Genomic DNA, 24,701 nt, shown 5'->3' with positions numbered 1-24,701 from the left:
AGGATTCAGCGGGTCGTCACTCACGGGACACCAGTCTGACGCATCCGGGCCCGATGCCGAAACCCGTCGGATCACACCTTCTGAGAGCTCCGGGGATCGGCGAGCCGGAGGACGGCGTCGAAACGGCACGGAAAGGCGACGGACCCGCGCCAGGGGGGGAGAGGCGCGGGTCCGTCCAATGACCGTCCGGGCCCTGGGGGGGAGAGGGCACTGGGGACGGCCAGTCTGTGGAGTTGTTACTCGATGGTCGACGGGGCGGTCAGATCCCCATCGGGTGCCAGACCGTCTTCGTCTCCAGGAACGAGAGTAGCCGGTCGGTACCGGGCGCATTGGTCCAGTCCTGGGCGAACGGGTCCAGCTCCGGACGGACCACCCTCTTCAGGGTATCCGCGGCGGCCGCTTCCAGCGCCTGCGCCGCGCCGGGGCCGTCGGCGGCGATCGCGCCGGTGAGGTCCACCGCGTTGACGTCCTGGTGCGAGGCCAGGGTGGGCGCGATGTCGGCGGTCTTGCCCGAGATGATGTTGACCACGCCGCCGGGGACGTCCGAGGTGGCGAGCACCTCGCCCAGCGACAGGGCCGGCAGCGGGGCGTCCGCGGCGGCCGCGACCACGACCGTGTTGCCGGTGGCGATCGCCGGGGCGATCACCGAGACCAGGCCGAGCAGCGAGTGCCCGTACCCGGCCTGCGGGGCGACGATCCCGACCACGCCGGTCGGCTCCGGGGTGGAGAGGTTGAAGAAGGGGCCGGCGACCGGGTTGGCGCCGCCCGCGATCTGGGCGACCTTGTCCGTCCAGCCCGCGTACCAGATCCAGCGGTCGATCGCGGCGTCCACCAGCGCGGCGGCCTTCTTCGGGCCGATGCCCTCGGCGGCGGAGACCTCGGCGGCGAACTGCTCGCGGCGGCCCTGCAGCATCTCGGCCACCCGGTACAGCACCTGGCCGCGGTTGTACGCGGTGGTGCCGGCCCAGCCCTTGACCGCCGCGCGGGCGGCCAGGACGGCGTCGCGGGCGTCCTTGCGGGTGCCCAGCGGAGCGTTGGCGAGCCACTGGCCCTTGGCGTCCGTCACCTCGTACACCCGCCCGCTCTCGGAGCGCGGGAACTTCCCGCCGACGTACAGCTTGTAGGTCTTGAAGACGTCAAGACGCGTCGCGACATCAGACATCGAGGTAGGCCTCCAGACCGTGGCGGCCACCCTCGCGGCCGTGGCCCGACTCCTTGTAGCCGCCGAACGGCGAGGTCGGGTCGAACTTGTTGAAGGTGTTGGCCCAGACCACGCCGGCCTTGAGCCGGCTCGCCGTCCACAGGATGCGCGAGCCCTTCTCCGTCCAGATGCCGGCGGAGAGGCCGTACGGGGTGTTGTTGGCCTTCGCGACCGCCTCGTCGGGGGTGCGGAAGGTCAGCACCGACAGGACCGGGCCGAAGATCTCCTCCTGGGCGATCCGGTGGGCCTGGCTGACGCCGGTGAACAGGGTCGGCTTGAACCAGAAGCCGGTGCCCGGGAGTTCGCACTCGGGCGACCAGCGGTCCGCGCCCTCGGCCTCGCCGGCGTCGGTCAGCTCGGTGATCCGGGCCAGCTGGGCGGCCGAGTTGATGGCGCCGATGTCGGTGTTCTTGTCCAGCGGGTCGCCGACCCGCAGGGTGGACATCCGGCGCTTCAGGGCGTCCAGCAGCTCGTCCTGGATCGACTCCTGGACCAGCAGGCGCGAGCCCGCGCAGCAGACGTGGCCCTGGTTGAAGAAGATGCCGTTGACGATGCCCTCGACCGCCTGGTCGATCGGCGCGTCGTCGAAGACGATGTTCGCGGCCTTGCCGCCCAGCTCCAGCGACAGCTTCTTGCGGCTGCCGGCCAGCTGCCTGGCGATCGCCTTGCCGACCGGGGTGGAGCCGGTGAAGGCGACCTTGTTGACGTCCGGGTGCGCGGTGAGCGCGGCGCCGGTGCGGCCGTCGCCGGTGACGATGTTGACGACGCCCTTCGGCAGACCGGCCTGGCGGCAGATCTCGGCGAAACGCAGGGCCGTCAGCGGGGTGGTCTCGGCCGGCTTGAGGACGACGGTGTTGCCGGTCGCCAGGGCGGGCGCGATCTTCCACGCCAGCATCATCAGCGGGAAGTTCCACGGGATGACCTGGCCGGCCACGCCCAGCGGGCGCGGGTTCGGGCCGAAGCCCGCGTAGTCCAGCTTGTCCGCCCAGCCGGCGTAGTAGAAGAACCACGCGGCGACGGTCGGGATGTCGAAGTCGCGGGTCTCGCGGATCGGCTTGCCGTTGTCGATCGACTCCAGCACGGCCAGCTCGCGGCTGCGCTCCTGGATGATCCGGGCGATCCGGAACAGGTACTTGCCGCGCTCGCTGCCCGGCAGCGCCGACCAGTCGGCGAAGGCCTTGCGGGCGGCGGCGACCGCGCGGTCCACGTCCTCGTCGGTGCCCTGGGCGAACTCGGCGAGCACCTGCTCGGTGGCCGGGTTGACCGTCTTCAGGGCCTCGCTGCCGGAGGAGTCGACGAACTCGCCGCCGATGAAGTGGCCGTAGGAGGTGGCGATGTCGCCCGCGGCGGCGGGGGACTCGGGGGCCGGGGCGTAGGCGAAGAGGCCGGAGGCCTTCACGGGCTCCTCGATGTTCTTCTTCTTGGCCATGGTGATCAGTCCACCGTCACGTAGTCGGGGCCGGAGTAACGTCCGGTGGTGAGCTTCTGGCGCTGCATCAGCAGGTCGTTGAGCAGGCTGGAGGCGCCGAAGCGGAACCAGTGCGGGCTCAGCCAGTCGTCGCCGAGGGTCTCGTTGACCATCACCAGGTACTTCATGGCGTCCTTGGTGGTCTTGATCCCACCGGCGGGCTTCACGCCGACCTGGACGCCGGTCTGCGCCTTGAAGTCGCGGACCGCCTCCAGCATCAGCAGGGTGACCGGCGGGGTCGCGTTGACGGCGACCTTGCCGGTGGAGGTCTTGATGAAGTCGGCGCCGGCCAGCATCGCCAGCCAGGAGACGCGGCGCACGTTGTCGTACGTCTGCAGCTCGCCGGTCTCGAAGATCACCTTGAGGTGGGCGCTGGTGCCGTCCGGGCGCTTGCACGCCTCCTTGACGGCGACGATCTCGTTGAAGACGTCGTAGTAGCGGCCGGAGAGGAAGGCTCCCCGGTCGATCACCATGTCGATCTCGTCGGCGCCCGCGGCGACCGCGTCGGCGGTGTCGGCGAGCTTCACCGGGAGGGCGGCGCGGCCGGCCGGGAAGGCGGTGGCCACCGAGGCGACCTGGATGTCGGTGCCCCGCAGGGCGTCCTTCGCGGTGGCGACCATGTCCGGGTAGACGCAGATGGCGGCGACGCGGGGGGTGGTCGGGTCGGTCGGGTCGGGGGTCCTGCCCTTGGCGCACAGGGCGCGCACCTTGCCGACCGTGTCCGCGCCTTCCAGCGTGGTCAGGTCGATCATCGAGATCGCCAGGTCGATGGCGTAGGCCTTCGCCGTGGTCTTGATCGAGCGGGTACCGAGGGCGGCGGCACGCGCCTCGAGGCCGACCTGGTCGACGCCGGGCAGGCCGTGCAGGAAGCGGCGGAGCGAGGCCTCGGACGCCGCAACGTCCTGAAGGCCGCTGCCCGCAACGCCGAGGGCATTGGCTGCAACAGTGGACATAGTCACCAGAGCAGCATATCTACGCGCGTAGTCGACCGCTAGGGGGCCTGCCTTTCGTGGCCGGACCGAGACCTCGGAGAAGGCGGAGGGGTGGCAGGGAGCGTGTACGGCCGGGCCGCGCGGCGACCGGCGACCGGGTGGTCCGGGGGCGGCATTCGATGCCGGACCGAGACCTCTCGGTGGGGGGCATGGGGCAGAATCGACGGCATGACCGATTCCGACGGCAAGCCCCGACAGGGTTCCGCCGCCCCCGACGGGGATCCCGCGTACGCGGACCGCGTGTACCGCTCTGTCCCCGGTGTGATCTCCGGAGTGCTGCTGCTGGCCGTCGCCGGCTGGTTGATCGGCGACGCGGTGCTGAACGGGACGGGGAAGACGCCGTACGTCTCGCTCGCGGCGGTACCGGTGTTCGCCTTCCCGGTGATCGCCTACACGCTGCGCCCGGCGGTGCTGGCGGACCGCAGCCGGCTGCTGGTGCGCAACCCGTGGCGGACCATCACCGCGCCGTGGGCCTCGGTGGACGCGCTGCGCGCGGGGTACTCGGTCGAGCTGCTGGCCGGGGGCAAGAAGTACCAGGTGTGGGCGGTGCCGGTGTCACTGCGGCAGCGCAAGCGGGCGACCCGGGCCCAGCAGCGCGGCGGCGCCGAGCACGCCTCCCGGATGGGGATGGTGTTCGGCCGCCAGACCAACCCGGTGGTGCAGGGCTCGCCTGACCCGACCCGCGCCTGGTCCGACCAGGTGACCAACGTGCTCCAGGAGATGGCCGAGCGCAACGCCCGCCGCCCCGACGCGGCCGGCCCGGTCGAGGTGGCGTGGTGCTGGTGGGTGATCGCGCCGACGCTGGCCGGCCTGGCCGCGCTGATCACGGTGATCGCGGTCTGAGCCGAAGCACGCGAGGGGCCCGCCGGTACGCGACCGGCGGGCCCCTTCTCGTACGGGCGGGCGTCAGACGGCGATGCCCGCGGCCTCGGCCAGGTCGCGCTTGACGGCTTCGAGCAGCTCGGCGGCCCGCTCGCGGGTGGCGGTGAGGTCGGCGGCGGTGGCGACCGGGAGGACGACCTCCAGGTAGCACTTGAGCTTGGGCTCGGTGCCGGACGGGCGGACCACGATGCGGGCCGAGCGGACGGCCTCGCCGGCCAGGTAGTAGCGCAGGCCGTCGGTGGGCGGCAGCTCGGCGGAGCCGGCCGACAGGTCGTCCGCGCGGGTGACCCGGAGGCCGGCCAGGACGGTCGGCGGCTGCTCGCGCAGCCGGCGCATGGCGTCGGCGATCAGCGAGAGGTCCTGCACGCGGACGGACAGCTGGTCGGTGGCGTGCAGGCCGTGCTCCAGCGCCAGGTCGTCCAGCAGGTCGGTCAGGGTGCGGCCGGAGGTCTTGAGGGTGGCGGCCAGTTCGGCGACCAGCAGGGCGGCGGTGATGCCGTCCTTGTCCCGGACGCCCTGCGGGTCGACGCAGTAGCCGAGCGCCTCCTCGTAGCCGTAGCGCAGGCCCTCGGCGCGGGAGAGCCACTTGAAGCCGGTCAGCGTCTCGGCGTAGCCCAGGCCGGCGGCCTCGGCGATCCGGCCCAGCAGGGTGGCGGAGACGATGGTGGTGGCGAAGACGCCCTCGGCCTTCTTGGCGACCAGGGCCGCGCCGAGCAGCGCGCCGACCTCGTCGCCGCGCAGCATCCGCCAGCCGGAGGTGCCGTTGCCGCTGCCGGCCGCGTTGGCGAGGGCCGGGACGGCCACCGCGCAGCGGTCGGCGTCCGGGTCGTTGGCGATCACGATGTCGGGGCCGACCGAGGCGGCGGTGCGGAAGGCGAGGTCCATCGCCCCCGGCTCCTCCGGATTGGGGAAGGCCACGGTCGGGAAGTCCGGGTCGGGCTCGGCCTGCTCGGCGACGACGGTGGGCGCCGGGAAGCCGGCCCGGCGGAAGGCGGCGACCAGGGTGTCGCGGCCGACGCCGTGCATCGGGGTGTAGACGACGTCGAGGTTGCGCGGGCTGTGCTCGTCGACGATCGAGACGGCCCGGGCCAGGTAGGCCTCGATGACGTCCTCGCCGAGCACCTCCCAGCCGTCCTCGGCGCGCGGGACGTCGTGGAGCGAGCCGATGGCGTCGATCTCGGCGGCGATCCCGGCGTCGGCCGGCGGGACGATCTGCGAGCCGTCGCCCAGGTAGACCTTGTAGCCGTTGTCCTGCGGCGGGTTGTGGCTGGCGGTCACGGTGACGCCGGCGGCCGCGCCCAGGTGGCGGACGGCGAAGGCGAGCACCGGGGTCGGCAGCGGGCGCGGCAGCAGCGCGGCGCGCAGGCCGGCGCCGACCACCACGGCGGCGGTGTCCCGGGCGAAGTCGTAGGACTTGTGGCGGGCGTCGTAGCCGATCACGACCAGGTCGCCCAGGTTCTGCTGCTTGACGTAGGCGACCAGGCCGGCGGCGGCCCGGATCACCACGGCGCGGTTCATCCGCATCGGGCCCGCGCCCAGTTCGCCGCGCAGGCCGGCGGTGCCGAACTGGAGCCGGTCGGCGAAGCGCTCGGCGAGGTCCGACCAGGCGAGCTTGCCGTCCGTCTCGGCCGCCGGGTCCTCGGCCCGGGCGAGCAGGGCCGTCAGCTCCTCGCGGGTCTGCGGGTCGGGGTCCTCGGCCAGCCAGGTTCGGGCCCGGGCGAGGAGGTCGGTGGTGGTTGCCTGCGTCATGGCTGCCTGCTCCATCGGGAAGTGCGTCGGTTGGTCGGCCGGAGGGTTCCGCAAAGAAGGGGGGTGCACATGCGGACGGGGCCCGCGGGGCGTGATCAACGGATCACGGCCGCCCGAGGGCCCCGTCGCTCATGATTGTGCGCCAGCCGGGCGTCAGATCCGCTCAAGGACCTTCGCGAGCAGCTCGCCCATGCGCTCGGCGGAGGCCTTGCCGGCCTCCAGCACCTCGGCGTGGTTGAGCGGCTCGCCGGTGATGCCGGCGGCCAGGTTGGTGACCAGCGAGATGCCGAGCACCTCGGAGCCGGCCTCGCGGGCGGCGATGGCCTCCAGGGTGGTGGACATGCCGACCAGCTCGCCGCCGATCACCCGGGCCATGTTGACCTCGGCCGGGGTCTCGTAGTGCGGGCCGCGGAACTGGACGTAGACGGCCTCGTCCAGGCTCGGGTCCACCTCGCGGCAGAGCGCGCGCAGGCGCTTGGAGTACAGGTCGGTGAGGTCGACGAAGTTGGCGCCGACGATCGGGGAGTCCGCGGTCAGGTTGATGTGGTCGCTGATCAGGACCGGCTGGCCGGGGACCCAGCCCTCGCGCAGACCGCCGCAGCCGTTGGTCAGCACGATGATGCCGCAGCCGGCCGCGGCGGCGGTGCGCACGCCGTGGACGACGGTGGCCACGCCGTGGCCCTCGTAGTAGTGGTTGCGGCCGAGGAAGATCAGGGCGCGCTTGTCGCCGATCTTCACCGAGCGGATCGTGCCGGCGTGGCCGGCGACGGCGGGGGCGGGGAAGCCCGGGAGCTCGGTGACCGGGAACTCGGCCACGGTCTCGCCCAGGGCGTCGGCGGCCGGCACCCAGCCGGAGCCCATCACCAGGGCGACGTCGTGCCGCTCGGCACCGGTCAGCTCGCGCAGGCGCTCGGCGGCGGCCTGGGCGGCGGCGTAGGGGTCGGCGGAGACGACCGACTGAGGAGATGCGTTCACGGCTCCGAGGATAGACGGGTTTCGACTACGCGCGTAGAAAATCCGGCGCGGCATGCCGGATCGTTACCCGGTTGACCCGAAAGCACAGCTCGGTGGCGTCTTTCGGGTGACGCCGCTCGTCGGTACGTACAAATCGGTGCGAGGCCGGTGCGAGGCCGGTGCGAGGTCGAACCGCAGTCGGCCCGCGGGCGGTGCGGGCCGGGAGCCGGGCCCGGGTTCAGAGCCGCTTCGCGCTGCGCAGCCCCTTCGCGTACAGGCCGTTGTCGTCCAGTCGCGCGGTGCCGCCCTTGTCGCCGAAGGTCGGGCCGTCCGCCTCCTCCCGGCTGGAGATGTACCGGGGGTGGCCGTCGGTGTCCAGGCCCAGGTAGATGCCGGTGTGGTCGAGCCGGGCGCCGGTGCGGGCGTCGATCTCGAAGAACACCAGGTCGCCGGGCTGGAGCGGGTCGATCGAGGCCGGTCGCAGGGTGGTGTCGGAGCCCGGCGCGGTGGTCAGCGGCAGCACCGGGACGCCCGGGCCGACCCTGGCCAGGCCGTTGGCGCTGCGCGGCAGGCCGGGGCCGGCCACGTCCTTGGAGAGCAGCGGGTAACCGGAGCGGTAGCCGTAGACCATCCGGACGTACCCGGAGCAGTCGAAGGCGCCGTACCGCGTCCTGTCCGGCTGCTTGGCCACCTTGTCGGCGAACGTGTACGGAACGCCGAGGTAGTCGAGGAAGTCGGTCTGCTCCAGCCGCAGGTCGTTGCCCACCGAACCGTTCGGGTTGAGCGGGCCGAAGGAGGCGTCGCCCTTGAACCGCACGCCCTTGGCGTCCTTCTCCGGCGCCGCGCCGGCCAGGTACTGGGTGGCCACCGCCAGCACGTCGTCCGCGGTGGAGCCGAGCGACTGCTGGAACCAGGCGCGGAACCAGCCCTCCTGCTCGGCGCCCGGTCGCCACGGCTGCGGCATCAGCCGGACCCAGGTGTCGGTCACCACGGTGGCCGTGGTGGTGCCCGGCTCGGCGAAGGTGCGGCTCGGGCCGGCCAGGACGGCGGTGCGGGCGCTGTCGGTCAGGGTGGCGACCACGCCGCCGCGGGCGTCCCGGACCACCGTTCGGTCGGGTCCGCCCAGCCGCTCGTAGCGGTACTCGGCGGCGGTGCCCCGGGCGGGGCCGGGCACGGCGGTGGTGGTGATCAGGGGTGCGCCGCCGCCCGGGTCCGACGGCCGGTCGTGGTCGCGGTCGCGCAGCTGGACGGTGAGGTAGCCGCTGGCGGCCAGCAGGGCCACGGCGAGGCCGCCGCTGAGCAGGGACTTGCGGGTGACGGGCATCGGGGTCTTCCTGGGGGTTCCTGCGGGATTCCGGGCGAGGGTTCCTGAACGGGGGGATCAGGTGCCGGGCAGGGCGCCGAGCAGGACGCCGGCGGTGAGCACCACGTAGTTGGCGAGCGTCACCGTGCTGGTGGCCATCAGGGTGGCCGCCCGGGGCTGGCGGACCAGCTGGTAGGCGATCAGGCCGGGGACGATGAACCCGAGCGTCTGGTTGGCGTACAGGGTGGGCAGTTCGCGCTGGAGGACCAGCATCACGGTGGCCTGCAGCAGCACGCCGATCAGCACCACGGCGGCGAACAGCCGCTTGCCGTACAGGATCACCAGCTTCTGGACCACCCGGGTGGCGAGGTAGGTCAGCACCGTCACGCCGATCACGATGGCCACCCGCTGGAGGTCCTCGACCAGGGTGAGGGCCAGCCAGCCGGGGGTGATCATGCCGCCGGGGGAGAGGTTGGTGGTCAGGTAGCAGACGAGCGAGAAGACCAGGCCGAGCGCGATGCCGATGGCGGCGATCTCGGGGGTGAGCTCGGTGGGGATCACTGCTGGTCTCCGTGGTGGGGGGTGTGGTGGTGGGGCTCGAACCAGGAGTCGGGGAGCGGTTCGGGGCGGTGGACGGGCCGGTACGCGGAGTCGTACACCGGCTCGGGGTAGAGCGGTTCGGGCTCGTGGTACGGGAGTTCGGGGGCGTCGGGCGCGTCCGGGGCCTCGTCGGGGGCGAGCCGGGCCAGCTCCTCCAGGAACAGTTCGCCCTGGCCGTGGATGTTGCCGACGGCCACCAGCGAGGAGTCCGGCCCGAGTTCGGCCAGCAGTTCGGCGGTGAGCCGGGCCGGGTCGCGCTTGTCGCCGCCGAGGTCGACCACCCGGCCGGACCACCCGGCCGGGATGCCGTCCCGGGCGCTCCTGGTGGGGTGGCCGATCAGGAACACGGCGTCCGGGTCGAGGTCGGGCACGATCTGGCCCATCTGGCCGTTGCGCTCCACCCGGTCCGGGCGGCAGTTGATCACCACGTTGAGCGGGCGGTGGATCGCGCCCAGGCCCTCCAGCTGGCGGACGTTCATCAGCGTGGACTCGGGGTCGTTGGCGGCGAAGACGTTGGCGAAGCGCAGCCGCTTGCCGTCCTCGGTGCGGTAGCGCTCGACCGACAGCACGCCCGGGTCCGGCGGGGCCGCCCACATGCCCCGTAGCGCGGTCCGCCGCTCCACGCCGAGGAGTTCGGCGACGGCCAGGGCGATCGCCACGTTCTCCTTGAAGGTGAACCAGCTGAACCCGCGCAGCTCCTCGTCGGTGACCGACTCCGGGTCCACCACGATCAGCTCGCAGTCGCGCCGGGCCGCCTCCGCGCGCAGGATGTGCGCGCGCTCCCGCTCGGCGGTGACGCACACCCCACCGACCGGCATCGAGCGGGACAGCGAGCGGGCGACGTCGTCCAGGGTCGGGCCCATCTCGGCGAGGTGGTCCTCGCGGACGTTGCACAGCACGCCGATGGTGGAGCGGATCAGCTTGGTCTGGTTGACCTCCTGGAGCGCCGGCATGACGGCCATGCACTCGATCACCAGGGCGTCCGGCCGGTAGGTGGCGGCGCGGCGGACGATGCCGATCTGCTCGACCACGTTGGCGATGCCGAACTTGCGGTAGACCGGCTCCTCGGTGGCGTCCGGGTGGATGAACCGGGCCGCCGTGCCGGTGGTCTTGGCGACCGTCACCAGCCCGCCGCCGCGCAGCGCGCCCGCGCAGAGCCGGGTGATCGAGCTCTTGCCGCGGATGCCGTTGACCAGCACCCGGGTCGGGATCTGTTCCAGCGCGGCGAAGTGCCGGCGCTGCTCGACGATGCCGGCCACCAGCAGCACGGCGCAGCACACCAGCAGCACGACGTAGAGGAAGAGCACGGGAGGTCCTTCGGGCGGGGCTCAGCGGGCGTGCGCGGGCACGGGGACGGACTCGGGGGCGGCGGTGCGGCGGGGGCGGGCCGGCTCCTGACGGACGAGTTCCTGGCGGATCAGCTCCAGGCTCCGGGCGACGGCGCCGACCTCGTCGTGGTGGACGGGGTAGAGGACCGTCCGGCGGTCCCCGGCGGCCAGCGCCTCGGCGCTCACCGCGAGCCGGCGCAGCGGCAGGCCGACCGCGATGAACAGCCAGCCGAGGCAGAGCGCGGCCGCGGCCAGGCCGAGCATGCCGGCCAGTACGGTCCGCCGGTCGGCCCGGTTCTCGTCCAGGTGCAGCCACGCCACCGGGTGGGCGGTGACCACCGACCAGCCCAGCTTGGCCACGCTGCCGTTGCCGCCGAGCGGGGCGGCGGCGAACAGCGCCGGGTCGCCGCCGCCGCGCAGCACCTCGGCGGCGGCCGACTTCTTCGCCTGGGCCAGCAGGGCTCTGGCGCGGCCCTCGGGCAGCTCGCCGAAGGAGCTGTAGCCCTCGTTGGCGGCGAGCACCCGCTGCCGGTCGTCGACCAGCCAGACCCGGCCGAGACCGGGGCGGACCAGCAGCCCGCTGAGGAAGTCCGTCTTGAACTCGCCGATCAGCACGGGCCCCGGCGGCTCGGCGGCGCCCTCCGCCTCCGCGTCGGCGGGGGCGGCGGTGAGGGCCGCGCGGGCGGCGATCCTGGGCTCCCGGCCGGAACTGTTGAGCAGCAGCACGCCGCTCGCGCCGAGGGCCTGCGGGCCGGTGCGGTGCGGGGTGTCGCCGGCGCGCGCGAGGACCTCGCCGTTCGCGCCGAGGACGTACAGCGCGCGGTAGCGGTCGTGCTCGGCGAGGGTGGCGCGCAGCAGGGCGTCGGCCTTGCCGACGGAGGCGCCGGCGAGTTCGGGGGCGAGCGAACGCAGGTCCGCGTAACCCTCGTTGAGCGCTTGGCGGATCCGGTCGGCGGCGGTGTCGGTGCGGTCGCGCTGGCCCGCCACCACCTGGGTGGGGACCCGTACGGTCGGGTCGTTGCCGCCCAGGAACAGCAGCGGGCCGGACCAGCCGAGCACCAGGACGGCGCACAGCGCCAGCGGCAGCGCGGTGCCGGGGCGGCGCTTCGGCGCGGCGGGGGCCGGCGGGCGGGCCGGGTCGAGGAGTTGCAGCCGCAGCTCCTCCAGGGCGCGGGCGATCCGGCCGGCCTCCCCCCGTTTCGGGCCGCGGACCGGCAGGTCGAGCCGTTCGCCGCGGGTGAGCCGGCGGGACTCCAGGAACAGCCGCAGCAGCGGCCGCTGGAGGCTGCGGCTGAGGTACCACGCGAGCAGCAGGGCCAGGGCGAGCAGCGCGCCGGCGGCGGCCAGGCCGAGCGCGGGGTGGCGCAGGCTGCCGGGCTTGCCGTCGACGGTGCTGGTGGAGACCACGGTCAGGCCGAGCGGGGCGGCCGGGTCGTGCCCGCCCGCGGTGCCGACGGCGGCGTAGCCGGCGACCCGGCGCACGCCCTTGGCGTCCGGGCTGCCGGACAGGCTGCCGGCGGCCGTCCCGCCGGGCGCCGGGCGTTCGCGGGCGGCGCGCTCCCGGGCACCGGTGACCACGGCGCGGTCGGCCTCGGCGCCGAGTTCGGCGCCGGTGCTGTCCAGGACGGCGCCGGCGGCGTCGAGGACCTGGATGGTCTGTTCCTTGCGGGTCGCGATGCCGGGCAGCCGCAGGTTGTCGGAGGCGACCAGCAGGGCGCGGCCGTCGGCCTTGGTGGCGACCAGGGCGAAGGTGAGCAGCCGGGTGCCGGCGGCGGAGGGCACCAGGACGGGCGCGGGCGCGGTGTCGGTGACCCGGCTGAGGTCGAGGCCGGCCAGCGGCACGGTCTCGCCGCGGGCGGCGAGCAGCCGGCCGGTGTCGGGGCGGACCACCACCGTGCCGCGCCACTTGTGGTACGCCTGGCCGAGTGCGGACAGCACCGCGGTCGGCTCGGCGGGCGCGGCGTCGTAGCGGGCGGCGGCCCGGCGCAGGTCGGTGGCGCTCTCGTGCAGCCCGGCGCGCAGCGAGGCCGCGGTGTCCTCGGCGGCGTACTGGTGGGACTCCCGGACGGCCTGCGGGGTGTCGTCGACGCGCAGCCCGCCGACGGCGAGCGCGGTGATGGCGGCGACGGCGAGCAGCAGCACCAGCAGCAGCGCGATGGGCGGGCGGATGCCTCCCAGCAGCGGCATGTCGGCCCGGCGGCGATAGCGGTGCTGTCGCGGCGGGTTGGGTGCCGTGCTCACGGGGCCTCGTTCTTCTCGGGGCTCGGCGCACCTGTCCCCGGGAGGTCCGCCGGCCTTCTCGTCGGTCAAGCGCTGATCAAGAGTCGGTCAAGCCGGAACAGCGTACGAAGGAGATTTCGAAAAGTTGTCACGTTCCGGTGTCGATCGGATGCCGCTTCGGGATCTCTTTCCGCGAACCGGGCGTGGTGCGCGGCCCCAGGTGGCCCCCGGCGGTCCTCGGCGGGCGGCACGGTAGGTTCGACGGCCATGGAGACTCGGGGTTCGCGACGCCCGTTGCTGCTGTCGGCGGCGGTGCTGCTGGTGCTGGCGGCGCTCGCGGCGGTGCTGACGCTGGCCGTGCGCGGCTCCGACGGGCGGCCGTCGGCGGCGGGCGCCCCGGCGGGCCGGAGCGGACCGACCGGGCCCGCCCCGGTGGACCTGGCGGCCCTGGTCGACGGGTACACCGCCGGGTTCACCCCGGGCGGCCCGTACACCGCGCCGGACGCCGGGCAGCGCCGGGCGATCGCCGACGGTGTGCTCGGCGCGCTGGACGGGCAGGCCGAGCAGGCCGGGCGCTCACTGGCGCGGGTCGGCTACCGGCTCACCGAGTTCACCGAGGCGGCGACCGGCCGCCGGGTGGCGGAGATCGCCGACGGCGCGGACGCCGGGAGCCGCGGCTGGGGCCGGGTCTACCTGGACCTCTCGGCCCGGGCGGGCTGGTCCGTGCAGGTGCCCCACCCGGTCTCGGACGCCCGTACCGAGGCGCTCGGGGTGGACCTCTTCCGGGCCGAGCCGGGCGGGGTGCTGGTGCTCGCCGGGGCGCACCGCCGGGCCGGGGCGGACGGCGCCTCGGACGTCGCGCACCGCGCCGACACGGTCTTCGCGGCGGTGGTCGAGGCGCTCACCGGGCGCGGCCTGCCCGGCATCCAGGTGCACGGCTTCGACGAGGGCAGCCTGCCCGGGCAGGACGCGGTGGTCTCCAGCGGCGCCGGCCAGCCGGGCCCGGCCGCCGAGCTGACCGCCACCGGGCTGGGCAGGGCCGGGTACGCGGCCTGTCGGGCCTGGCGGGAGAAGTGCGGGCAGCTCGGGGGCACCACCAACGTCGAGGGCCGGTTCGCGGCCGGGCTCGGCGTGCCGTGGCTGCACGTCGAGCTGGGCAACGGGCTGCGCACCGAGCCGGCCCGCCGTGCGGAGGTGGCCGGGGTGCTGGCGCAGACGGTCCGCGGCTGGGCTGCGGGCCGGAGCTAGTGGGGCCAGGGGCTAGCAGGGGCGGCGGCGCAGGTCCATCACGTAGTCGTGCGGGGCGCCGGCGCTCTCCGCGGCGTCGGCGACCAGGCCGAGGTAGCGGGCCGCGGGCAGGCCGCCCTCGTAGTCGTTGAGCACGTACGTCCAGACCGGGGTGTCGCCGTCCAGGGTCTGCGCGCGCAGTTTGATCTTGCGGTAGATGCCGAGCTGGACGCCCTCCCAGCGGTCCAGGCCCTCCTCGTCCATCGGCGCGACGTCGTACAACGAGACGAAGACCCGGTCCTTGCCGTCCTCGACGACGGTGGCCAACGAGCCCTCCCAGCCGAGCTGTTCACCGCCGAAGGTGAGCCGCCAGCCGTCCAGCCACCCGGTGCCGCGCAGTGGTGAGTGCGGGGCGCGGCGGGTCATCTGCCGTGCATCGAGGTTGGTGGCATACGCGGCGTAAAGGGGCATGAGGGGAAGACTAGCCCGGCCGGTGGACGGTCCGTGGCGACTGGGCGATCGCACAGAAGCCCGGACCCCGGCGTGGCGGCGCTCCCGGCGTGCGGGACAATGGTGCACGTGACTCGGATCGTGATCATCGGTGGCGGACCCGGCGGCTACGAGGCTGCGCTGGTGGCCGCGCAGCTCGGCGCGGAGGTGACCGTCGTCGACCGCGACGGTCTGGGCGGATCGGCGGTGCTCACCGACTGCGTGCCGTCGAAGACCCTGATCGCGACCGCGGAGGTGATGACCACCTTCGACAGCTCGTACGAGGAGCTGGGCATCACCGTCGCGCAGGACGAGGCCGCGGACGCGGCCAAGGTCATCGGCGTGGACCTGGGCAAGGTCAACCGCCGTGTGAAGCGACTGGCGATCGCGCAGTCCCACGACATCACCCAGTCGGTCACCCGGGCCGGGGTCACCGTGCTGCGCGGCCGCGGCCGGCTCGGCGGCGGCGGGCAGGCGGTGGACGGCTCCCGCGAGGTGCTGGTGGACGCGCCGGACGGCACCGTCCAGTCGCTGCGCGCCGACGCGGTGCTGATCGCCACCGGCGCCCACCCCCGCGAGCTGCCGGACGCCCAGCCGGACGGCGAGCGGATCCTCACCTGGACCCAGGTGTACGACCTGGAGGAGCTGCCCCGCGAGCTGATCGTGGTCGGCTCCGGTGTGACCGGCGCGGAGTTCGCGGGTGCCTACCAGGCGCTCGGCTCCAAGGTCACCCTGGTCTCCAGCCGTGACCGGGTGCTGCCGGGCGAGGACCCGGACGCCGCCGAGGTGCTGGAGGACGTCTTCCGCCGCCGCGGCATGAACGTGATGGGCCGCTCGCGCGCCGAGAGCGTCAAGCGGATCGGCGACCGGGTCGAGGTGGCCCTCGCCGACGGCAAGGTGATCGAGGGCACGCACTGCCTGATGGCGGTCGGCTCGATCCCCAACACCGCGGAGATGGGCCTGGAGGAGGCCGGGGTCAAGCTCAACGACTGGGGCCAGATCCAGGTCGACCGGGTCTCCCGCACCAGCGCCCCGGGCGTCTACGCGGCCGGCGACTGCACCGGCGTCTTCATGCTCGCCTCGGTGGCGGCCATGCAGGGCCGGATCGCGATGTACCACGCGCTCGGCGACGCGGTGCAGCCGCTGAACCTGAAGACCGTCGCCTCCAACGTCTTCACCGACCCGGAGATCGCCACCGTCGGCTACACCGCGGCCGATGTGGAGTGCGGCAAGATGGACGCGGTCGTGGTCAAGCTGCCGCTGCGCGGCAACCCGCGGGCGAAGATGCAGGGCATCCGGGACGGCTTCGTGAAGCTGTTCTGCCGCCCGGGCACCGGCATCGTGGTGGGCGGCGTGGTCGTCGCCCCGCGGGCCAGCGAGCTCATCCACCCGATCGCGCTCGCGGTGGACGCCAATCTGACCGTCGAACAGGTGGCCAGCGCCTTCACCGTCTACCCGTCGGTCTCCGGCTCGACCGCCGAGGCAGCCCGGCAGCTGCACATCCGCAAGCGGGTCGAGGGCGAATCCTGAACCTCCGGCGCACAGTTGAGGGCGGCTGCCGATCGGCGGCCGCCCTTCGCGCAGGAGTGATCGTCACCCGGACGGCGGGCGCGGTCCCGGGCTGCTGACGGCGCGTATTGTACGGTCACGCGCCGCTCTTGCGTGAGCAATTCCAGCTACTAGCTGCAAACGCCTGAAAGCAGACGGTCACGCACGTTACCGTCGGTTCTGTGTTTGCAGCAGAACGTCGCCAGTTGATCCTCGAAATGGTGCGCGCCAACGGAGCGGTCTCGCTCCGGGAGTTGGCCCGCGTCGTCCAGACCTCCGAAGTGACCGTGCGCCGCGACGTACGGGCCCTGGAGGCAGAAGGGCTCCTCGACCGCCGGCACGGCGGCGCGGTGCTCCCCGGCGGCTTCAGCCGCGAACCCGGCTACCCGCAGAAGACCCACCTCTCCGCGGCGGAGAAGAGCGCCATCGCGGACCTCGCCGCCGGCCTGGTGGAGGAGGGGGACGCGGTGGTGGTCGGCGCCGGCACCACCACCCAGGAGCTGGCCCGCAGGCTGGCCAGGGTGCCCGGCCTCACCGTGGTCACCAACTCGCTGCTGGTCGCCCAGGCGCTGGCGCACGCCAACCGGGTGGAGGTGGTGATGACCGGCGGCACCCTGCGGGGTTCCAACTACGCGCTGGTCGGCAGCGGTGCCGAGCAGTCCCTGCACGGGCTGAGGGTCTCCAAGGCCTTCATCTCCGGCAGCGGGCTGACCGCGGAGCGGGGCCTGTCCACCGCCAACATGCTGTCCGCGAGCGTGGACCGGGCGCTGGTGCAGTCGGCCAACGAGGTCATCGTCCTCGCCGACCACACCAAGCTCGGCGCGGACTCCATGTTCCAGACCGTGCCCACCGAGAACATCACCCGGCTGGTCACGGACGAGCAGGCGACCGCCGACGACGGCACCGCCCGGGAACTCGACGCGATCGCCGACTGCGGGGTGCAGATCGACCTGGCGCCGCTCGGCGCCGCCCCCACCGGGGACGCCCCGGTGCACGGCACCGGCAGCGGGCCCGTCCACCAGACCCAGCCCGGCCCGCTGGCGCGCCGGCCCGCCCCGCCCCCCGGCGGCGCCCCGCTGCCCGGCCAGCGCCGGCCGGGCGCGCACGGCGGTCCGGCCGGGCCGGGCGGCATGCCGACCCGGCTGGCCGAGCTGGGCCTCCCGCGCGGGCGCTGAGGGCCCGTACAGCCGCGCGAACGCGGCCGGCCCGCACCCCCCGAGGGGGTACGGGCCGGCCGGTGCTCCAGGGAGCGTGTCAGTCCTTGATCTCGCACAGCGCGGCGCCGCTGCTGACGCTCGCGCCCACCTCGGCCTTGAGGCCGACGACGGTGCCCGCCTTGTGCGCGTTCAGCGGCTGCTCCATCTTCATCGCCTCCAGGACCACGATCAGCTCGCCCTCGGCGACGACCTGGCCCTCCTCGACGGCGACCTTGACGATGGTGCCCTGCATCGGCGAGGCCAGGGTGTCACCGCTGACGGCCGAACCGGCCTTCTTGGCGCCCACCCGGCGCTTGGCCTTCGCGGCACCCGCGGCACCGGCCGCCGGGGCCGCCGAGACGCCCAGCGAGGACGGCAGCGAGACCTCGATCCGCTTGCCGCCGACCTCGACCACGACGGTCTCGCGGCCCTCGGCCTCCTCGCCGTCGCCGGCCGCGCCCGCGAACGGCGGGATGGTGTTGTCGAACTCGGTCTCGATCCAGCGGGTGTAGATCGTGAACGGGCCCTCGCCGCCGTGCACCTCGGGCGCGAACGCCGGGTCGGTGACGACCGCCTGGTGGAACGGGATGGCGGTGGCCATGCCCTCCACCTTGAACTCGTTCAGCGCGCGGCGGGCCCGCTCCAGGGCCTGCTTGCGGTCCCGGCCGGAGACGATCAGCTTGGCCAGCAGGGAGTCCCAGGCCGGGCCGATGACCGAGCCGGTCTCCACGCCGGAGTCCAGCCGGACACCCGGGCCGGACGGCGGCGCGAACAGCGTCACGGTGCCGGGCGCGGGCAGGAAGCCCCGGCCCGGGTCCTCGCCGTTGATGCGGAACTCGAACGAGTGGCCGCGCACCTCGGGGTCGCCGTAGCCCAGTTCCTCGCCGTCGGCGATCCGGAACATCTCGCGGACCAGGTCGAGTCCGGTGACCTCCTCGGTGACCGGGTGCTCGACCTGCAGCCGGGTGTTGACCTCCAGGAAGGAGATCGTGCCGTCCAGCGCCACCAGGAACTCGCAGGTCCCGGCGCCCTCGTAGCCGGCCTCCTTCAGGATGGCCTTGGACGCCCGGTACAGCTCGGCGTTCTGCTCGGCGGTCAGGAACGGCGCGGGCGCCTCCTCGACCAGCTTCTGGTGCCGGCGCTGGAGCGAGCAGTCACGGGTGGAGACGACCACCACGTTGCCGTGCTTGTCCGCGAGGCACTGGGTCTCCACGTGCCGCGGGTTGTCCAGGTAGCGCTCGACGAAGCACTCGCCGCGGCCGAAGGCGGCGACGGCCTCGCGCACCGCGGACTCGTACAGCTCCGGGATCTCCTCCAGCGTGCGGGCGACCTTGAGGCCGCGGCCGCCGCCGCCGAAGGCCGCCTTGATGGCGACCGGAAGGCCGTGCTCCCGGGCGAACACGACCACCTCGTCGGCACCCGAGACCGGGTCCGGGGTGCCGGCGACCAGCGGCGCGCCGGCGCGCTGCGCCACGTGCCGGGCCGTGACCTTGTCACCGAGGTCGCGGATGGCCTGCGGGGGCGGGCCGATCCAGGTCAGGCCCGCGTCGAGGACGGCCTGGGCGAAGTCGGCGTTCTCCGACAGGAACCCGTAGCCGGGGTGGATGGCGTCGGCCCCGGAGTCCGCCGCGGCCTTCAGGACCTTGGCGATGTCCAGGTAACTGGTGCCGGGGGTGTCTCCACCCAGCGCGTAAGCCTCGTCGGCCGCGCGGACGTGCAGCGCATCCCGGTCCGGCTCGGCGTAGACGGCGACGCTGGCGATACCGGCGTCCGAGCAGGCCCGGGCGACGCGGACGGCGATTTCCCCGCGGTTGGCGATGAGCACCTTGCGCACTGTGGCTCCCTTCTTGAACCTGGTCGAGTTTATGGATTCCTGGGCGGTACCGGCGAGTAGCCCCAGGTTGTGAACTATCCCACACGGACGGTGATGAATTTCCGGGGCCCGTCGGCCGCCCGTCCGGTGACGCCGCAGGTCGCGGCCGGTGCGGTCGAACCGGCCGGATCCACAGCGGGTGACCGGGCGTTGTCCGGTGCCCCGGTGGCATCGGACACACTCTCGCGCGGGCGGCTCAAAGGACGGTGGAACGGGCGGCGGGGCGCCGCGGTCCCGCGGGCCCGGCCGTCAGGCCCAGAGGTCGACCAGCCGGACGTCCAGGTCGGCGAGCAGGGCGCGCAGCAGCGGCAGCGAGAGGCCGATGACGTTGCCCGGGTCACCGTCGATGCCCTCGATGAACGGCGCCGAGCGCCCGTCCAGGGTGAACGCCCCGGCGACGTGCAGGGGCTCGCCGGAGGCCACGTAGGCGGCGATCTCGGCGTCGTCCGGGGTGCCGAAGCGGACGGTGGTGGACGCGGTCGCCGAGGACTGCCGGCCGGTCGCGGTGTCGATCACGCAGTGGCCGGTGCGCAGCACCCCGGCACGACCGCGCATCGACTGCCAGCGGGCGAGCGCCTCGGTGGCGTCGGCGGGCTTGCCGAGGGCCTGGCCGTCCAGCTCCAGGACGGAGTCGCAGCCGATCACCAGCTCGCCGCCGGTCAGTTCGGCGGCGACCGCCTTCGCCTTCGCCTCGGCCAGCACCAGGGCGAGTTCGGCCGGGGTGGCGGCGCTGATCGCGTCCTCGTCGACGCCGCTGACCACCACGCGCGGGTCGAGGCCCGCTTGGCGCAGCAGTCCGAGGCGGGCGGGGGAGGCGGAGGCGAGGACGAGGATGCGCTGGTCGGTCATGCCCCTCAGGGTAGGGGGTGCCGGTGTCCGCCGTTCGGGTGAACGACGGCCACCGCAGTCGGATCAGCGGCGGTCACAGCAGGAGGAGGACGGCGGCCACCATCGCGAGGGCGGCGAGCACCCGGCCGGCCCGGTGCAGCCGCTCCATCATCCGGCGGGCCTCCGGGGAGGGCTCGTCGCGGGGGTCTGACCAGAGCACACGTCCAGGGTGCGCCGCGCCCGGCCCCGGGCGCCTGAGTATCCGTACTCAGCTTTCGGGCAATCCGGGCGGACGGGCCCGAACGGGTGCGGAGTGGGAAGTCGGACGGGCCGACTTCCCACTCCGCACCCGGCGGATCAGCTCGCCCAGCCGGACGTCCGCCAGGCGTTGACGCCCGGGTGGACGGCCGGGCGGAACAGGCGGGAGCGGTCGTTCCAGGGGGCGGCCGGGCCGGCACCGGCCAGGCGTGCCGCCTCGGCGGCCCGGGCCTGGACCACCGCCAGGACGGCGGCGAGCTCCTCGGGGGTCGGCTGCCCGTGCAGCACGTGGATCGGGGCCATGGCTCAATTCTCTCCCGACGGGGGCCTACAGGGGGATGTTGCCGTGCTTCTTCGGCGGCAGCACCTCGCGCTTGCCGCGCAGCGCCCGCAGACCCCGGACGATGTGCCGGCGGGTCTCGCTCGGCGGGATCACCGCGTCCACGTAGCCGCGCTCGGCCGCCAGGTACGGGTTCAGCAGGGTGTCCTCGTACGAGGCGATCAGCTCGGCCCGCTTCTGCTCGGCGCCGCCCGCCGCCCCGGCCTCGGCGATCTCCCGCCGGTGCAGGATGTTGACCGCGCCCTGCGCGCCCATCACCGCGATCTGCGCGGTCGGCCAGGCCAGGTTGAGGTCGGCGCCCAGGTGCTTGGAGCCCATGACGTCGTACGCGCCGCCGAAGGCCTTGCGGGTGATCACGGTGATCAGCGGGACGGTCGCCTCGGCGTAGGCGTAGATCAGCTTGGCGCCGCGGCGGATGATGCCGTCCCACTCCTGCTCGGTGCCGGGCAGGAAGCCGGGCACGTCGACGAAGGTCAGCACCGGGATGTTGAAGGAGTCGCAGGTCCGGATGAAACGGGCGGCCTTCTCGCTGGCGTTGATGTCCAGGCAGCCGGCCAGGTCCATCGGCTGGTTGCCGACGATGCCGACGGACTGGCCCTCGACCCGGCCGAAGCCGGTGATGATGTTGCCCGCGTACAGCGGCTGGGTCTCCAGGAACTCGCCGTCGTCGACGATGTGCTCGATCACCTTGCGCATGTCGTACGGCTGGTTCGCCGAGTCCGGCACGATGGCGTCGAGTTCGAGGTCCTCGTCGGTGACGGTGAGGTCCGCCTGCTCGGGGTAGGACGGCGGGTCCGACAGGTTGTTGGAGGGCAGGTACGAGAGCAGGCTCTTGACGTACTCGACGGCCTCCTTCTCGTCGGTGGCCAGGTAGTGCGCGTTGCCGGACTTGCTGTTGTGGGTGCGGGCGCCGCCCAGCTCCTCCATGCCGACGTCCTCGCCGGTCACGGTCTTGATCACGTCCGGGCCGGTGATGAACATGTGCGAGGTCCGGTCGGCCATCACCACGAAGTCGGTGATCGCGGGGGAGTACACCGCGCCGCCCGCGCAGGGGCCCATGATCAGCGAGATCTGCGGGATCACGCCCGAGGCGTGCACGTTGCGGCGGAAGATCTCGCCGTACAGGCCGAGCGAGACCACGCCCTCCTGGATCCGGGCGCCGCCGGAGTCGTTGATGCCGATGACCGGGCAGCCGGTCTTCAGCGCGAAGTCCATCACCTTGACGATCTTCTCGCCGAACACCTCGCCCAGGGAGCCGCCGAACACGGTGAAGTCCTGGGCGAAGACGGCGACCTGGCGGCCGTCCACGGTGCCGTAGCCGGTCACCACGCCGTCGCCGTACGGGCGGTTCCGCTCCTGCCCGAAGTTCGTCGAGCGGTGCCGGGCGAACTCGTCGAACTCGACGAAGGAGTCCTCGTCCAGCAGCTCCGCGACCCGCTCGCGGGCCGTCAGCTTGCCCTTGGCGTGCTGCTTCTCCACGGCCGCGGCGGAGCCGGAGTGCACCGCCTCGTCGAGCCTGCGCCGCAGGTCGGCGAGCTTGCCGGCGGTGGTGTGGGGGTCGTACGGCGCCTCGGTCATCCGGTGGCTCTCCCTGATCCATGGGCCGCGACCTGTTCGAGTGCGCGCGGGCCGGAGTGGGGGCCCGCGCATGAGGGCAGGGCGGCGCTGCGAACTACCGTTGGGTAGCGTAGCCAGCGCGCGGGCCCGGACGTCACGTCCTGGCGTTATGGCCATTGACACAGTGTGTCAACGCGCGTTCTGCGGGACGATGGGGCGGCCTACGCCCCCGGCGTCCGCACACCCCCTAGTGTTCTGGACCATGACCGCACCCGACTCCCCCCGCCGCAGTGGACTGCGCGGTTTCGGCCACGCCGGACCGTCGCCGTGGACCGACCTGGACCGCCCGCCGCTGGACGAGGCGGCGCTGCGCCGCGACCTGCTGGTCCCGGACGGGCTCTGGACCTCGGTGGACGTCGTCGCCGAGACCGGCTCCACCAACAACGACCTCGCCGCCCGCGCCCGGGCCGGCGCCCCGCAGGGCGCGGTGCTGGTCGCCGAGGTGCAGAACGCCGGGCGCGGCCGGCTGGAGCGCCAGTGGAGCGCCCCGGCCCGCTCCGGGCTGTTCCTGTCCGTCCTGCTGCGCCCCGAGGAGGTGCCGGTCGAACGCTACGGCTGGCTGCCGATCCTGGTCGGGGTGGCCACCGCCAGCACGCTGAGCCGGGTCGCCGGGGTCGAGGTCGGGCTGAAGTGGCCCAACGACCTCCAGGTGGAGATCGACGGCGCCGAGCGCAAGCTCGGCGGCATCCTCACCGAGCTGAGCGGTGGCGCCGTGGTCGCGGGCCTCGGCATCAACGTCTCGCTGCGCGAGCCCGAACTGCCCGTCCCCACCGCCGCCTCGCTCGCGCTGGCCAGCGCCGAGGTCACCGACCGGTCCACCCTGCTGCGCGCCCTGCTGCGCGAGTTCGCCGGGTTGTACCGCACCTGGACGGCCGCCGCCGGCGACCCGCACACCAGCGAGCTGCTCCGCGCCTACGCGGACCGCTGCACCACGCTCGGCCGCCAGGTGAAGGTGCACCTGCCGGGCGACCGGGAGCTGGTCGGCGAGGCGGTGGCGATCGACGGCGACGGCCGCCTGGTGGTCCGCACCCCCGACGGCGCACGCCGGGCGGTCGGCGCGGGGGACGTCGTCCACGTGCGCCCCGAGCCCCGCTGAACGGCACTCTTCACCTCTCCTTGACCCGGGCTGATGCCCCGGATCGCGCGATTCCGTGCGAACATTCCACCTGGCAGCGGTGTGAGGCGCGCCACTGCCCGCCGGGTGGCGGGCGCGCCCGGACAGGCAGGACACGAGGCGAGTGCGGCGACCGCACGGGGACGGACCGGTGGCAGAGGACGGCAGCAGCGGCGCGACATCGGGGACCCACGACCCCACGGTCGCGCTCGAACTGGAACGCCTGATCCTGGACGCGCCACGCCGCTACACCCCGTACCAGGCCGCGCGGGCCGCCGACGTCCCGATGGAGCTGGCGACCCGCTTCTGGCGGGCCATGGGCTTCCCCGACATCGGCCAGTCCCGGGCCCTCACCGACGGCGACGTGATCGCCCTGCGCCGGCTCGCCGGCCTGGTCGAGTCCGGCCTGCTCAGCGAGTCGATGGCGATCCAGGTGGCCCGCTCCACCGGCCAGACCACCGCCCGGCTGGCCGGCTGGCAGATGGACACCTTCCTGGAGAACCTCACCCAGGCCGTCGAGCCCGGCCTGACCCGCGCCGACGTCGCCTACCCGCTGGTCGAGCTGCTGCTGCCGGAGCTGGAGCAGTTCCTGGTGTACGTCTGGCGCCGCCAGCTCGCCGCCGTCACCGGCCGGGTGGTCCAGGCCGCCGAGGACAACGAGATCACCAGCGGCCGCCTCGCGGTGGGCTTCGCCGACCTGGTCGGCTTCACCCGGCTGTCGCGGCGGCTGGAGGAGGAGGAGCTCGGCGAACTCGTCGAGACCTTCGAGAACACCTGTTCGGACCTGATCGCCGGGCAGGGCGGCCGGGTCATCAAGACCCTCGGCGACGAGATCCTCTACGTCTCCGAGGACCCGGTCACCGCCGCCGAGATCGCGCTCAGCCTGATCGAGGCCCTCGCCGAGGACGAGACCATCCCCGCGCTGCGGGTCGGCATGGCCTTCGGCACGGTCACCTCGCGGATGGGCGACGTCTTCGGCACCACCGTGAACCTGGCCAGCCGGCTCACCTCGATCGCGCCCAAGGACGCGGTGCTGATCGACGGCGAGTTCGCCGCCGCGCTGGAGCAGTACGGCAGCGTGGCCCCGCCGGACGCGGACGGCCCCGGCCTCGCCGAGGCGCTGTCGGCCGCCGCCGGGATGCCCGCCTCGGGCCTGCCGGTGCCGGGCCTGGACGCCGGGCACCGGTTCCACCTGCAGCCGATGTGGCGCCGGCCGGTGCGCGGGCTCGGGCTGGTCGAGCCGTGGCTGCTGTCGCGGCGGCTGAAGCCGGAGTAGGCCTCCGCCGCTGCCCCTCCCGGGCCCTTCTCGCGCCTCTCCTGGAGCCTTTCCGCTCCCTTCCGGGCCCCTTCCGGTCTTCTCCTGTGCCCTTCCCGGCTTTTCCCGGGCCTTTCCAGCCTTCCCCGGCCCTTTCCAGGACGTGGCCCCGGGCCGGTCCCGATGCTTGGGGTGCCGAACGGTTGAAACCCGTACGGTCGGTTGCGGGTCCGCCCCGGCAAACGGGGCATAACCGAAC

General features: G+C 73.6%; 21 protein-coding genes. 6 read left to right on the top strand and 15 right to left on the bottom strand.

Translation table 11 applies throughout. From position 1 onward, the window contains the following. Nucleotides 1–259: 259 nt before the first annotated feature. The 3 genes from ACIP37_RS29135 to deoC are packed head-to-tail and all read right to left on the bottom strand — an operon-like array spanning nucleotide 260 to nucleotide 3,622. A complete protein-coding gene (locus ACIP37_RS29135; RefSeq protein WP_363624611.1) occupies nucleotides 260–1,162 on the bottom strand; it encodes an aldehyde dehydrogenase family protein in 903 nt (300 codons plus the stop codon). Further along, nucleotides 1,155–2,630 (bottom strand): aldehyde dehydrogenase family protein, encoded by a 1,476-nt coding sequence (locus ACIP37_RS29130; RefSeq protein WP_363580262.1) that lies wholly within the window; start codon nucleotides 2,628–2,630, stop codon nucleotides 1,155–1,157. The genes ACIP37_RS29135 and ACIP37_RS29130 overlap by 8 nt, the downstream gene beginning before the upstream one ends. A gap of 5 nt (nucleotides 2,631–2,635) precedes the next feature. Further along, nucleotides 2,636–3,622, bottom strand: a complete 987-nt coding sequence (gene deoC / locus ACIP37_RS29125) for a deoxyribose-phosphate aldolase (protein ID WP_363580264.1) — start codon at nucleotides 3,620–3,622, stop codon at nucleotides 2,636–2,638. Nucleotides 3,623–3,829: 207 nt separating this feature from the next. Here deoC and ACIP37_RS29120 point away from each other — a divergent pair, with 207 nt between their 5' ends. Further along, complete coding sequence (locus tag ACIP37_RS29120) at nucleotides 3,830–4,504, top strand: PH domain-containing protein (RefSeq protein ID WP_371518518.1); 675 nt, start codon at nucleotides 3,830–3,832, stop codon at nucleotides 4,502–4,504. A 63-nt stretch (nucleotides 4,505–4,567) separates the two neighbouring features. On the opposite strand, the gene ACIP37_RS29115 is transcribed toward ACIP37_RS29120, so the two are convergent. The 6 genes from ACIP37_RS29115 to ACIP37_RS29090 all read right to left on the bottom strand — a co-directional run bounded on the left by ACIP37_RS29115 (nucleotide 4,568) and on the right by ACIP37_RS29090 (nucleotide 12,718). Then, nucleotides 4,568–6,292, bottom strand: a complete 1,725-nt coding sequence (locus tag ACIP37_RS29115; protein ID WP_400811321.1) for a phospho-sugar mutase — start codon at nucleotides 6,290–6,292, stop codon at nucleotides 4,568–4,570. Nucleotides 6,293–6,445: 153 nt separating this feature from the next. Continuing rightward, nucleotides 6,446–7,267 carry a purine-nucleoside phosphorylase gene (locus tag ACIP37_RS29110; protein WP_350877297.1) on the bottom strand — a complete coding sequence of 274 codons (822 nt, stop codon included), beginning with the start codon at nucleotides 7,265–7,267 and terminating at the stop codon, nucleotides 6,446–6,448. Between the two features lie 217 nt (nucleotides 7,268–7,484). After that, on the bottom strand, nucleotides 7,485–8,570 hold the full coding sequence (locus ACIP37_RS29105; RefSeq protein ID WP_363624613.1) for an NlpC/P60 family protein: 1,086 nt from the start codon (nucleotides 8,568–8,570) through the stop codon (nucleotides 7,485–7,487). Between the two features lie 57 nt (nucleotides 8,571–8,627). Further along, on the bottom strand, nucleotides 8,628–9,110 hold the full coding sequence (locus ACIP37_RS29100) for a poly-gamma-glutamate biosynthesis protein PgsC/CapC (RefSeq protein WP_063349074.1): 483 nt from the start codon (nucleotides 9,108–9,110) through the stop codon (nucleotides 8,628–8,630). Continuing rightward, nucleotides 9,107–10,456 carry a poly-gamma-glutamate synthase PgsB gene (gene pgsB, locus ACIP37_RS29095; protein ID WP_363630738.1) on the bottom strand — a complete coding sequence of 450 codons (1,350 nt, stop codon included), beginning with the start codon at nucleotides 10,454–10,456 and terminating at the stop codon, nucleotides 9,107–9,109. The genes ACIP37_RS29100 and pgsB overlap by 4 nt, the downstream gene beginning before the upstream one ends. Before the next feature lie 21 nt (nucleotides 10,457–10,477). Continuing rightward, entirely contained in the window at nucleotides 10,478–12,718 is a 2,241-nt protein-coding gene (locus ACIP37_RS29090; RefSeq protein WP_400844726.1) for a cache and HAMP domain-containing protein, read from the bottom strand. A gap of 246 nt (nucleotides 12,719–12,964) precedes the next feature. Here ACIP37_RS29090 and ACIP37_RS29085 point away from each other — a divergent pair, with 246 nt between their 5' ends. Then, the gene (locus tag ACIP37_RS29085; RefSeq protein ID WP_400844723.1) at nucleotides 12,965–13,945 is read left to right on the top strand and encodes a hypothetical protein; all 981 of its coding nucleotides are present in this window, start codon (nucleotides 12,965–12,967) and stop codon (nucleotides 13,943–13,945) included. A 12-nt stretch (nucleotides 13,946–13,957) separates the two neighbouring features. Here the strand turns inward: ACIP37_RS29085 and ACIP37_RS29080 are convergent, their stop codons facing one another. Further along, on the bottom strand, nucleotides 13,958–14,395 hold the full coding sequence (locus tag ACIP37_RS29080; protein ID WP_363580278.1) for a gamma-glutamylcyclotransferase: 438 nt from the start codon (nucleotides 14,393–14,395) through the stop codon (nucleotides 13,958–13,960). A gap of 99 nt (nucleotides 14,396–14,494) precedes the next feature. Between ACIP37_RS29080 and ACIP37_RS29075 the strand changes: the two genes are divergently transcribed. Together ACIP37_RS29075 and ACIP37_RS29070 are read left to right on the top strand one after the other, a co-directional pair. Continuing rightward, nucleotides 14,495–15,943 carry an NAD(P)H-quinone dehydrogenase gene (locus tag ACIP37_RS29075; RefSeq protein ID WP_350877308.1) on the top strand — a complete coding sequence of 483 codons (1,449 nt, stop codon included), beginning with the start codon at nucleotides 14,495–14,497 and terminating at the stop codon, nucleotides 15,941–15,943. 236 nt (nucleotides 15,944–16,179) lie between these two features. Then, nucleotides 16,180–17,136, top strand: coding sequence for a DeoR/GlpR family DNA-binding transcription regulator (locus tag ACIP37_RS29070; protein WP_400811353.1), 957 nt, complete (start codon nucleotides 16,180–16,182; stop codon nucleotides 17,134–17,136). Between the two features lie 79 nt (nucleotides 17,137–17,215). Here the strand turns inward: ACIP37_RS29070 and ACIP37_RS29065 are convergent, their stop codons facing one another. The 5 genes from ACIP37_RS29065 to ACIP37_RS29045 all read right to left on the bottom strand — a co-directional run bounded on the left by ACIP37_RS29065 (nucleotide 17,216) and on the right by ACIP37_RS29045 (nucleotide 22,034). Continuing rightward, nucleotides 17,216–18,991, bottom strand: a complete 1,776-nt coding sequence (locus ACIP37_RS29065) for a biotin carboxylase N-terminal domain-containing protein (protein ID WP_363580282.1) — start codon at nucleotides 18,989–18,991, stop codon at nucleotides 17,216–17,218. A gap of 288 nt (nucleotides 18,992–19,279) precedes the next feature. Further along, entirely contained in the window at nucleotides 19,280–19,879 is a 600-nt protein-coding gene (locus ACIP37_RS29060) for a nucleoside triphosphate pyrophosphatase (protein WP_400330463.1), read from the bottom strand. 73 nt (nucleotides 19,880–19,952) lie between these two features. After that, nucleotides 19,953–20,078 (bottom strand): morphogenic membrane protein MmpB, encoded by a 126-nt coding sequence (gene mmpB / locus ACIP37_RS29055; protein ID WP_279634918.1) that lies wholly within the window; start codon nucleotides 20,076–20,078, stop codon nucleotides 19,953–19,955. Nucleotides 20,079–20,215: 137 nt separating this feature from the next. Continuing rightward, nucleotides 20,216–20,419, bottom strand: a complete 204-nt coding sequence (locus ACIP37_RS29050; RefSeq protein WP_400844719.1) for an acyl-CoA carboxylase subunit epsilon — start codon at nucleotides 20,417–20,419, stop codon at nucleotides 20,216–20,218. Nucleotides 20,420–20,444: 25 nt separating this feature from the next. Beyond that, nucleotides 20,445–22,034 carry an acyl-CoA carboxylase subunit beta gene (locus ACIP37_RS29045; RefSeq protein WP_350877319.1) on the bottom strand — a complete coding sequence of 530 codons (1,590 nt, stop codon included), beginning with the start codon at nucleotides 22,032–22,034 and terminating at the stop codon, nucleotides 20,445–20,447. A 241-nt stretch (nucleotides 22,035–22,275) separates the two neighbouring features. Between ACIP37_RS29045 and ACIP37_RS29040 the strand changes: the two genes are divergently transcribed. Both ACIP37_RS29040 and ACIP37_RS29035 read left to right on the top strand, forming a co-directional pair. Next, nucleotides 22,276–23,169: a biotin--[acetyl-CoA-carboxylase] ligase gene (locus ACIP37_RS29040; protein ID WP_400844716.1), complete on the top strand. Its 894-nt coding sequence runs from the start codon at nucleotides 22,276–22,278 to the stop codon at nucleotides 23,167–23,169. A 169-nt stretch (nucleotides 23,170–23,338) separates the two neighbouring features. Further along, nucleotides 23,339–24,463, top strand: coding sequence for an adenylate/guanylate cyclase domain-containing protein (locus ACIP37_RS29035; protein ID WP_363588075.1), 1,125 nt, complete (start codon nucleotides 23,339–23,341; stop codon nucleotides 24,461–24,463). The last annotated feature ends 238 nt before the right edge of the window (nucleotides 24,464–24,701 follow it).

This window comes from Kitasatospora sp. NPDC088861, assembly GCF_044750105.1.
Classification (GTDB): Bacteria; Actinomycetota; Actinomycetes; order Streptomycetales; family Streptomycetaceae; genus Kitasatospora.
Note: the sequence above shows the minus strand (reverse complement) of the source record. Positions and strands in the feature narration are given on the sequence as shown.

What these genes read in the sequence shown, in the direction of transcription:
- ACIP37_RS29130 (WP_363580262.1), bottom strand. Translation starts at nt 2,630, where the DNA reads ATGGCCAAGAAGAAGAACATCGAGGAGCCCGTGAAGGCCTCCGGCCTC.
- ACIP37_RS29135 (WP_363624611.1), bottom strand. Translation starts at nt 1,162, where the DNA reads ATGTCTGATGTCGCGACGCGTCTTGACGTCTTCAAGACCTACAAGCTG.
- ACIP37_RS29080 (WP_363580278.1), bottom strand. Translation starts at nt 14,395, where the DNA reads ATGCCCCTTTACGCCGCGTATGCCACCAACCTCGATGCACGGCAGATG.
- ACIP37_RS29120 (WP_371518518.1), top strand. Translation starts at nt 3,830, where the DNA reads ATGACCGATTCCGACGGCAAGCCCCGACAGGGTTCCGCCGCCCCCGAC.
- ACIP37_RS29045 (WP_350877319.1), bottom strand. Translation starts at nt 22,034, where the DNA reads ATGACCGAGGCGCCGTACGACCCCCACACCACCGCCGGCAAGCTCGCC.
- deoC (WP_363580264.1), bottom strand. Translation starts at nt 3,622, where the DNA reads ATGTCCACTGTTGCAGCCAATGCCCTCGGCGTTGCGGGCAGCGGCCTT.
- ACIP37_RS29075 (WP_350877308.1), top strand. Translation starts at nt 14,495, where the DNA reads ATGGTGCACGTGACTCGGATCGTGATCATCGGTGGCGGACCCGGCGGC.
- ACIP37_RS29105 (WP_363624613.1), bottom strand. Translation starts at nt 8,570, where the DNA reads ATGCCCGTCACCCGCAAGTCCCTGCTCAGCGGCGGCCTCGCCGTGGCC.
- ACIP37_RS29085 (WP_400844723.1), top strand. Translation starts at nt 12,965, where the DNA reads ATGGAGACTCGGGGTTCGCGACGCCCGTTGCTGCTGTCGGCGGCGGTG.
- ACIP37_RS29040 (WP_400844716.1), top strand. Translation starts at nt 22,276, where the DNA reads ATGACCGCACCCGACTCCCCCCGCCGCAGTGGACTGCGCGGTTTCGGC.
- ACIP37_RS29050 (WP_400844719.1), bottom strand. Translation starts at nt 20,419, where the DNA reads ATGGCCCCGATCCACGTGCTGCACGGGCAGCCGACCCCCGAGGAGCTC.
- ACIP37_RS29060 (WP_400330463.1), bottom strand. Translation starts at nt 19,879, where the DNA reads ATGACCGACCAGCGCATCCTCGTCCTCGCCTCCGCCTCCCCCGCCCGC.
- ACIP37_RS29070 (WP_400811353.1), top strand. Translation starts at nt 16,180, where the DNA reads ATGGTGCGCGCCAACGGAGCGGTCTCGCTCCGGGAGTTGGCCCGCGTC.
- ACIP37_RS29115 (WP_400811321.1), bottom strand. Translation starts at nt 6,292, where the DNA reads ATGACGCAGGCAACCACCACCGACCTCCTCGCCCGGGCCCGAACCTGG.